The organism is Pseudoalteromonas sp. APC 3694 (assembly GCF_030407565.1).
Classification (GTDB): domain Bacteria; phylum Pseudomonadota; class Gammaproteobacteria; order Enterobacterales; family Alteromonadaceae; genus Pseudoalteromonas; species Pseudoalteromonas tetraodonis.
In genome coordinates this window covers 1-8044 of sequence record NZ_JASDDE010000092.1, presented here as the reverse complement: position 1 = coordinate 8044, position 8044 = coordinate 1, and the positions used below count along the sequence as shown (strand labels likewise).

The window sequence follows — 8044 nt, the reverse complement described above, 5'->3', positions numbered from 1 at the left end:
GATTATCGCTCAACCCTGTTAGAATCTGGGATTAAAATGCGCTAGCCGTGATATATAGCCCAGTCTAAATAAATTTTTACCTTTATTGATAACCAAGTAAAAAAATAATCAGATATCGTATAAGACACCATCATTATAAATGAGCTGAGTAATAAAGTTGTTTTTCTTTTGACATCTAAAGTATAAACAAAAATGTTGAAAAAGAACGCCATCAGAAATCCCCACATAATGAATGCTGATAACGAAAAAAAACCAAAAAACTCAGTTAATAACATCTACTACCTTATTTATTTAGGTCTTACTGGAGGGATCATGCCACCACCACGTTGAAGATCTGCGCCACTTGCCGCAGCCATCGCCTCTTGAGAGATACTTACTGTATCAGATTGTAGGGTTTTAGGGCTAGCAGTTTGTTCCATTGCAGGCTTTAATTGTTGCGTTTTATTGTATGCTTGCATTTGTACTTGGCTGTTCGCTGAAATTTGCATGTGATTAATCCTTTTGAGTATTAAATTTATTATTGGCGCAAATTTAAATCACACCACCTGAAGCAGTTACTAAATAACTGCAGTAACGCATTGCCTACGTTGTTTAATTGACTCAACAACACGCTACAGAATAATAAAAGCAAACGATATGCCAACTTTAAATTAATAGTATATTAATTTAAAAATTATTTTATTTTACTCAAAAAAAAACGCATCGGGGTCACCGTGCGTTTTTTATCCTAGGGATTGCTCAAGCCACGTTTTTACAGGGGATCTCCATGCTATTACTTGGCTTTAACATATATTCCATTGCGACTTCATCACAGTTTTCTTTGCGTAAACATAGCTCGCAATCTTTCATTACTTTTTCAGGTAGGCTCTCTTTATTACAGAAACTAAACCGCTGATTTTCGAAAAAGTCAGGTACACGAGTCAGAACAATGACACGATTAAGTGCCAACTTTTTGGCTTTCACTAATAAGTGTTCAACCAGTTCTCGTCCCTGCCCCGTTACTGCGCTTTTAGGATCAATGCCTAATGAACGTATTTCAGCTAATCCTGTGTCGTAAATATAAAGTGAAGCACAACCCGATACCTGACCGTCTATCTCGGTTACGGCAAACTCATTAATTGAGTGCACCATATCACTTTTAGCTCGCGGTAAATTTTCGCCGACTGTTGCCCAGTGCTGTACGAGTTTAGCAATTGCTTCTACGTCATCTAAGTTGGCATCACGAACCGTTATTTGCTGTTTTTTTTTCGCGTCTTTCACCGCTTTGCTTACTTGCTCTAATGATGTACCGCCAAGCGCTTGGCGTGCTTTTATACAGGCGTCAATTTCAAGTACCGGATACACGTCATCTTCAAACACTGGATTTACTGATTTATACTGCTCTAGTGAAAGCTCCTCTAACGTTTTACCTTCACTAATAGCTAATTGCACCAACACCCCAACAATATGATGCCCTTCTCTGAACGGCACTCCTTTAGCGACTAAGTAATCAGCAAGTTCGGTTGCATTCGCGTGGCCACCTTTTGCCGCTGCAAGGGTTTTATCTGCTTTCACTTTTATACCTTTGATACACGCTTGTGCCATATGAATACACGCAAGCCATGTTGGCATGGCATCAAAAATGCCTTCTTTGTCTTCTTGCATGTCTTTATTGTAAGCAAGTGGCAGTGCTTTTAAGGTCATCATCATTGCGCTAAACGCACCAAACACCCGGCCAGTTTTACCACGAATTAGCTCTAATGCATCTGGGTTTTTTTTCTGTGGCATTAAAGATGAACCCGAGGTCACATTATCGGCCAGTTCAATAAAGCCAGCTTCGCCTGAGTTATAAAAAATCAGGTCTTCAGACATCCGCGATAAGTGGATCATAGAAATAGACGCGCAGCTTAATAGCTCAACCACAAAGTCACGATCAGATACACCATCAAGGCTATTTTTAGTCGCGCCAGTAAATCCTAGCCCTTGTGCAAGTGCATGGCGGTCAATCGGGTATGCAGTGCCTGCAAGAGCGCCACTGCCGAGTGGGCAATAATTCATTCGTGCTTGGGCATCTTGTAATCGACTTTCATCACGCTCAAGCATTTCTACATAAGCCATACACCAATGGCTAAATAACACCGGTTGTGCACGTTGTAAGTGGGTATAACCTGGTAATATTGTGCCAAGCTCACGTTCAGCTAAGCCAATAAACTCAGCTTTAAGTTGCGCAATTGCTTTTAAAATATGATCGGCGGTATCGCGGCACCAGAGTCTAAAGTCGGTAGCAACTTGGTCGTTACGACTTCGGCCTGTGTGTAACTTTTTAGCTAAATCACCTACTTTTTCAATTAGCGCAGCTTCAACATGAGAATGAATATCCTCAGCACCTGAAGTGGCAACAGCGTGTGGATTTACTTTTACTTCTTCAAGTAACTCATAAAGTGCCGATACCAGCTTTTTGTGCTCATCACTAGATAACACATTCACTTGTTCAAGTGCACCAGCCCATGCAACAGAGCCAATTATATCTTGCTCTGCTAATTGATAATCGAAGGGAAGTGAATCGTTAAACTGTTTAAACGCTTCATCTGGACCCGTAGAAAAACGTCCGCCCCATAATGCCATGAAATTTCTCCAAACCCGATAATAGCCCCTTAATTCCAAGGGGCATAAAAAATTACTTTTTAGCTAATGCTGAAATTCTGCTTGATAGCGAGAATAAACGAATAAAGCCTTCTGCGTGCGATTGGTCATAAACATCGTCTTCACCAAAGGTAGCAAAATCTTCGCTATATAAACTGTTAGGTGATTTTTTCTGAACCGCTGTCACTTGGCCTTTATAAAGCTTAAGTACCACTTCGCCCGTTGCTAGTGTAGACAGCGCTTCTGCACCGGCTAAAATAGAATCTTTTAGCGGCGTAAACCAACGACCGTCGTAGACTAAGTGTGAGAATTCACCACCGAGTACTTCTTTCCATTTACGGCTCGCTTTATCAAGTACTAACTCATCAATAGCTTGCAGCGCTGCCATGATCACAGTACCGCCTGGCGTTTCATAACAACCACGCGATTTCATGCCAACTAAACGGTTTTCTACAATATCGACACGGCCCACACCATGAGGTGATGCAATATCGTTTAATTTAACTAAACAATCATAAGGTTTAAGCTCTTCACCATTTACAGCAACTACTTCACCTTCAACAACCGATAAAGTGACGTGTTCAGCTTTATCAGGTGCTTGCTCTGGTGAGTTAGTCCAGGTCCATACCTGCTCACTTGGTTCACACCAAGGGTCTTCAAGTTCACCGCCTTCGTGAGAAATATGCCATGCGTTAGCATCACGACTGTAAATTTTAGTTGCTGACGCAGAACATGGAATGTCACGTTCAGCTAGGTAATCAAGCAATGATTCACGGCTTGATAAATCCCACTCACGCCATGGCGCAATCACTTTTAAATCAGGTGCGAGTGCGGCAAAACATGACTCAAAACGTACTTGGTCGTTACCTTTACCCGTACAGCCATGAGAAAGTGCATCGGCACCTACTTTACGTGCAATTTCAACTTGCGCTTTAGCAATGATTGGACGCGCCATAGAAGTACCAAGTAAATAAGTCCCTTCATATATAGAACCCGTTTTAAGCGTTGGGTAAATATAATCGCTTACCATCTCATCTTTTAAATCAACCACGTAACACTCAGATGCACCAGATGCTATAGCTTTAGCTTCTACGCCTTCAAGTTCTTCAGCTCCTTGGCCAACATCGGCAACAAAGGCAATAACTTCACAGCCGTAGTTCTCTTTTAACCATGGCACGATAGCCGATGTATCAAGACCACCAGAATAGGCTAAAACGACTTTTTTAATTGAACTCATAGGTGTTCCTTAACAAAATTTGGATTTAACAATGTAACTAATAGCGCATTTTGCGCATGCATGCGGTTTTCTGCTTGCTGTATAATTTTTGATGCAGGGCCATCCATTACCTCAGAAGTAATTTCAAACTCACGGTGTGCCGGTTGGCAATGTAATACCGTAGTTGCACCGGTTTTTTCTAACAATGCCTGGTTTAATTGATAAGGCATGTATTTTTCTTTTACTTGCTCAAGCGGTGTAGTGTCTCCCATAGAAACCCAGGTATCAGCGTAAACAACATTAGCGCCTACTGCAGCCTCAACCCTGTCACTTACCATTACAGAAGCGCCATTCATCGCTGCTATTTGCTCTGCTTTTTTAAGTACTTGCGAATCAGGTGAGCTGCCTTTTGGTGTTACAGCGACAAAGTCTGTTCCTAAAGTAGCGGCTAATAGCATTAATGAGTGCGTTACATTATTGCCCTCACCTAGGTAGGCAAGCTTTAACTGGCTAACATCACCGTGCACTTCTTGAAGCGTTAAAAAATCAGCTAAGGCTTGACATGGGTGATATAAATCACACAAACTATTAACCACTGGAACAGACGAATACTCACCTAAGGTAGTTAACGTACTGTGCTGATTAACACGGGCAACGATACCATCAGCCCAAGTTGAAATATTCAAGGCAAAATCTTTTATTGATTCACGTGCCCCCATTGCACCGTTTTGTTGATCAAGATAAACCGCATGACCGCCTAAGCGGTTTATACCAATATCAAACGATAAGCGCGTGCGTAAACTTTGCTTTTCGAACAAAGTAACCACTGACTTACCAGCTAACACTTGGCTATACTTTGCAGGGCTTTCTTTAATATCTTGCGCTAATTTTAATAAATTAAGGGCGCCTTGTTGGTCTAATTCTAGACCCGTTATAAAATCTTTAAACATATTCAACCTATGGTGTCACTTTAGTTCCGACGTGCTCGCCTTGCAGCAAAGCCGTTAAATTTTCTGGCTTTTGCCAGCTGGAAATGTACACACCGCGTCGTAAATGTTGGGCAGCGTGAAGACTGGTCTTAACTTTGACCTCCATCCCGCCCACAATTACTCCCTCTGCAATTAAAGTATCAATGTGTTTTGTGTCAAGTTGATGTAAAGGCTGCTTATTGGCATCAAGTACCGCCTCTACGTCCGTCATAAAAATAAGTTCTGCATTTAAATTATTTGCCATTGCGGCGGCTGCTTCATCGGCATTAACATTGTATAACAAGCCCTGCTCATCAAAGCCGATAGAACTGATGATTGGTAACCGGCCAGCACTGAGTAAATCATTAATAATAGAATCAGCATTGTTGTGACATTGACCTACTTGACCCAATGCTTTTAATTTTTGCGAGGCGGTGATCCCTGCTTCATATAAACTTAACCCCACCGGCTTATGACCAACATTAATTGCTTGCGCCATGAGTTGTTTGTTTGCCGCACCCGCAAGGGCTCCAACAATATAAGGCATCTGTTCTTTAGGGCTAATACGTAAACCTTGGTGTTTAGCACTGGCAAAACCAGCCTCTTTTAACCAGCTATCAACTAATGAGCCACCGCCATGCACAATGACAAATTGTGCATCATGTTGCTCATTAAGAACCTCAAAAAGCGCTTTAGCGGCATTTTCAGTATTGAGTACTGCGCCACCGAGTTTAATAACCCACGTTTTACTGCTCATTTAAACGCTCCTACTAAGCCTGTAGTGTGAGGCAAACCCATTGACAAATTAATACATTGCAGAGCCTGACCAGCTGCCCCTTTTAATAAGTTGTCAATTGCTGCCATTACTATTAACTGTGAGCCTTGCTGCTGCCACGCAATATCTACATAAGGTTGTTTAGCCACCCCTTTAATCGAAGGGATTTTGCTGCCAAGCAAACGAATTAATGGCTCATCCGCTAAGACTTGATACGCTTTAGCTACTTGCTCACTGGTCACACCCGGCTTTAATTGCACATAAATAGTTTCTAAAATACCGCGCGGGAAATTACCTAAATGAGGAGTAAATAACACCTCATGACATAGGTGCTGTTGTATTTCAGGCCCATGACGGTGATTAAACAAACCATAGGGTGCAAGTGATACCTCACAAAAATGCGTACCGATGCTGGCTTTTCGCCCTGCGCCAGTTACGCCAGAAACCGCATTAATAATAATTTTTTCATCACTCAACAAGCACGCTTGTTGCAGAGGCTTTAATGCATTTAATGCAGCCGTTGGATAGCAGCCAGCAACAGCAATTAACTGAGCATCAGTAATGGCTTTACTATTCCATTCAGCAAGACCATAAGCCGCTTGATTAAGTAGTTCTGGATGTTGGTGTTCAAAGCCATAATAAGTAACGTAATCATCATTACTTGCAAGACGATAGCCACCAGAAAGGTCAAATACCTTTTTGCCCATCGCTAAAAACTGAGGCGCTAAATCCACACTTACTTTATGATCGGTGCACAGACAAACGTAATCTGCTGAATGAGTGATATCAGCAAGTGCATGTTCATTTAGTGGCTGCAAAGGTAAATCAAGTAACCCTAAATGCTCAGGATACAATTCACTAAGCAATTTATGTTTATCTAAACTTTGCGCTGATACATAACAGCCAGTTAGTGAAAGCGTTGGATGTTTTGCTACTAAGCTAGCCAGTTCTGCGCCGCTGTAACCGCTGGCACCTATAATTACTACGTTCATTATTTACTCTTTATCTAAAATTAGTGACCACATTCCATGTTGTTTGTTTACACTAGGGTCTAACCCAGCCAAACAGATTAAATTTATGAGTGATAACTATCGTCGTATTATTTTCATGGCGTAACTTTAATATATTTATGCTTAAAAAGTGAATTGATATTCATCATAAATACTTTTATATTGTTATGCAATTAAAATGAATACTTATTTTGGAATTTTTTATGTCTCTGCCGTCATTTATTTCGATGTACCAGCAATTGATTGCTGCCCCCTCTATCAGTGCCATTGAAGATCATTTATGCATGAGTAATAAAAGTGTCATTGAATTGCTAGCGCAATGGTGTGAAAGCTTAGGTTTTAACTGTGAAATAATAGAGTTAGAAGGCAACAAAGGTCGCTACAACTTATTAGCAAAACGTGGTCAAGGCGACGGCGGTTTAATGCTAGCAGGCCACACTGATACAGTGCCATTTGATGATAGTCGTTGGAATCACAACCCATTTAAATTAACTGAGCAAGATAATAAACTATATGGCTTAGGTAGCATTGATATGAAAGGTTTTTTTGCTTTTGTACTGCAGGCTATTAGCGAGCTTGATGAAAAGCAACAAACACAACCAATTTTAATATTAGCCACCGCAGACGAAGAAACCACTATGGCTGGCGCACAACAAATCTGTAAGCACCCAAATTTAAAGCCAAGTCGCTGTATTATTGGTGAACCTACTGATATGACTCCGGTATTTACTCATAAAGGTCATATGAGTACAGCAATAAGAGTTGTCGGCCGTTCAGGACATAGCTCAGATCCCGAACGGGGTCTTAACGCCATCGAAGTGATGCATAAAGTGATTACAAAATTGCTAATCTTAAAAGAACAAATTAAGAATAAATATTCAATAAATCACTTTGAAATTCCTCACCCAACGCTCAATTTAGGTAATATTCATGGGGGCGATAATGCAAATCGGATTTGCGGTTGCTGTGAAATGCACATTGATATGCGCCCTCTTCCTGGCTTAAGTGTACAAGAGCTACAAGCATTGCTGCTTGATGCAACCTACGATATAAATCAGCAATACCCTAATTCGGTCAGTGTGATTGATTTACATGAGCCAATTCCAGCATTTACAGGAAGCACAGACAGCGCGTTAGTTAAACTAGCCGAAAATATAGCAGGGCAAAAAGCAGTGGCTGTTAATTACTGTACTGAGGCACCATTTATACAACAACTGGGTTGTGAAACCATCGTCATGGGACCGGGTTCAATTAACCAAGCGCATCAGCCCGATGAATATTTAGCGATGGAAAAAATAAAGCCTTCGCAACAAATTATCAGCAACCTCATAAAGGCGAGTTGCTTTTAATCAGTAACAAAAAAGACGCTATTAAGCGTCTTTTTTATAGCATTTATATTTAACCTGAACTCTGAATAATAAATCTATCTCAAGCAGCTATTTTTAGCGCTAAC

7 protein-coding genes and 1 pseudogene are annotated in these 8044 nt (G+C 40.9%); 1 reads left to right on the top strand and 7 read right to left on the bottom strand.

What is annotated here, in order from left to right:
- Window positions 1-50: 50 nt before the first annotated feature.
- The 7 genes and pseudogenes from QMA00_RS18120 to argC form a co-directional block, all read right to left on the bottom strand.
- Window positions 51-275: pseudogene (locus QMA00_RS18120) on the bottom strand (hypothetical protein); the annotation flags it as partial.
- Between the two features lie 12 nt (window positions 276-287).
- Complete coding sequence (locus QMA00_RS18115; RefSeq protein WP_058154281.1) at window positions 288-488, bottom strand: hypothetical protein; 201 nt, start codon at window positions 486-488, stop codon at window positions 288-290.
- Window positions 489-738: 250 nt separating this feature from the next.
- The gene (argH, locus tag QMA00_RS18110) at window positions 739-2604 is read right to left on the bottom strand and encodes an argininosuccinate lyase (protein WP_076923004.1); all 1866 of its coding nucleotides are present in this window, start codon (window positions 2602-2604) and stop codon (window positions 739-741) included.
- 52 nt (window positions 2605-2656) lie between these two features.
- Window positions 2657-3859, bottom strand: a complete 1203-nt coding sequence (locus QMA00_RS18105; RefSeq protein ID WP_076920188.1) for an argininosuccinate synthase — start codon at window positions 3857-3859, stop codon at window positions 2657-2659.
- Complete coding sequence (locus QMA00_RS18100; RefSeq protein WP_076923003.1) at window positions 3856-4788, bottom strand: ornithine carbamoyltransferase; 933 nt, start codon at window positions 4786-4788, stop codon at window positions 3856-3858. The genes QMA00_RS18105 and QMA00_RS18100 overlap by 4 nt, the downstream gene beginning before the upstream one ends.
- A gap of 7 nt (window positions 4789-4795) precedes the next feature.
- Window positions 4796-5563, bottom strand: a complete 768-nt coding sequence (gene argB / locus QMA00_RS18095) for an acetylglutamate kinase (RefSeq protein WP_076923002.1) — start codon at window positions 5561-5563, stop codon at window positions 4796-4798.
- On the bottom strand, window positions 5560-6573 hold the full coding sequence (argC, locus tag QMA00_RS18090; protein ID WP_076923001.1) for an N-acetyl-gamma-glutamyl-phosphate reductase: 1014 nt from the start codon (window positions 6571-6573) through the stop codon (window positions 5560-5562). The genes argB and argC overlap by 4 nt, the downstream gene beginning before the upstream one ends.
- Before the next feature lie 221 nt (window positions 6574-6794).
- Here argC and argE point away from each other — a divergent pair, with 221 nt between their 5' ends.
- On the top strand, window positions 6795-7940 hold the full coding sequence (argE, locus tag QMA00_RS18085; RefSeq protein WP_076923000.1) for an acetylornithine deacetylase: 1146 nt from the start codon (window positions 6795-6797) through the stop codon (window positions 7938-7940).
- Window positions 7941-8044 lie beyond the last annotated feature (104 nt).

What these genes read in the sequence shown, in the direction of transcription:
- argE (WP_076923000.1), top strand. Translation starts at nt 6,795, where the DNA reads ATGTCTCTGCCGTCATTTATTTCGATGTACCAGCAATTGATTGCTGCC.
- QMA00_RS18105 (WP_076920188.1), bottom strand. Translation starts at nt 3,859, where the DNA reads ATGAGTTCAATTAAAAAAGTCGTTTTAGCCTATTCTGGTGGTCTTGAT.
- argH (WP_076923004.1), bottom strand. Translation starts at nt 2,604, where the DNA reads ATGGCATTATGGGGCGGACGTTTTTCTACGGGTCCAGATGAAGCGTTT.
- argB (WP_076923002.1), bottom strand. Translation starts at nt 5,563, where the DNA reads ATGAGCAGTAAAACGTGGGTTATTAAACTCGGTGGCGCAGTACTCAAT.
- QMA00_RS18100 (WP_076923003.1), bottom strand. Translation starts at nt 4,788, where the DNA reads ATGTTTAAAGATTTTATAACGGGTCTAGAATTAGACCAACAAGGCGCC.
- QMA00_RS18115 (WP_058154281.1), bottom strand. Translation starts at nt 488, where the DNA reads ATGCAAATTTCAGCGAACAGCCAAGTACAAATGCAAGCATACAATAAA.
- argC (WP_076923001.1), bottom strand. Translation starts at nt 6,573, where the DNA reads ATGAACGTAGTAATTATAGGTGCCAGCGGTTACAGCGGCGCAGAACTG.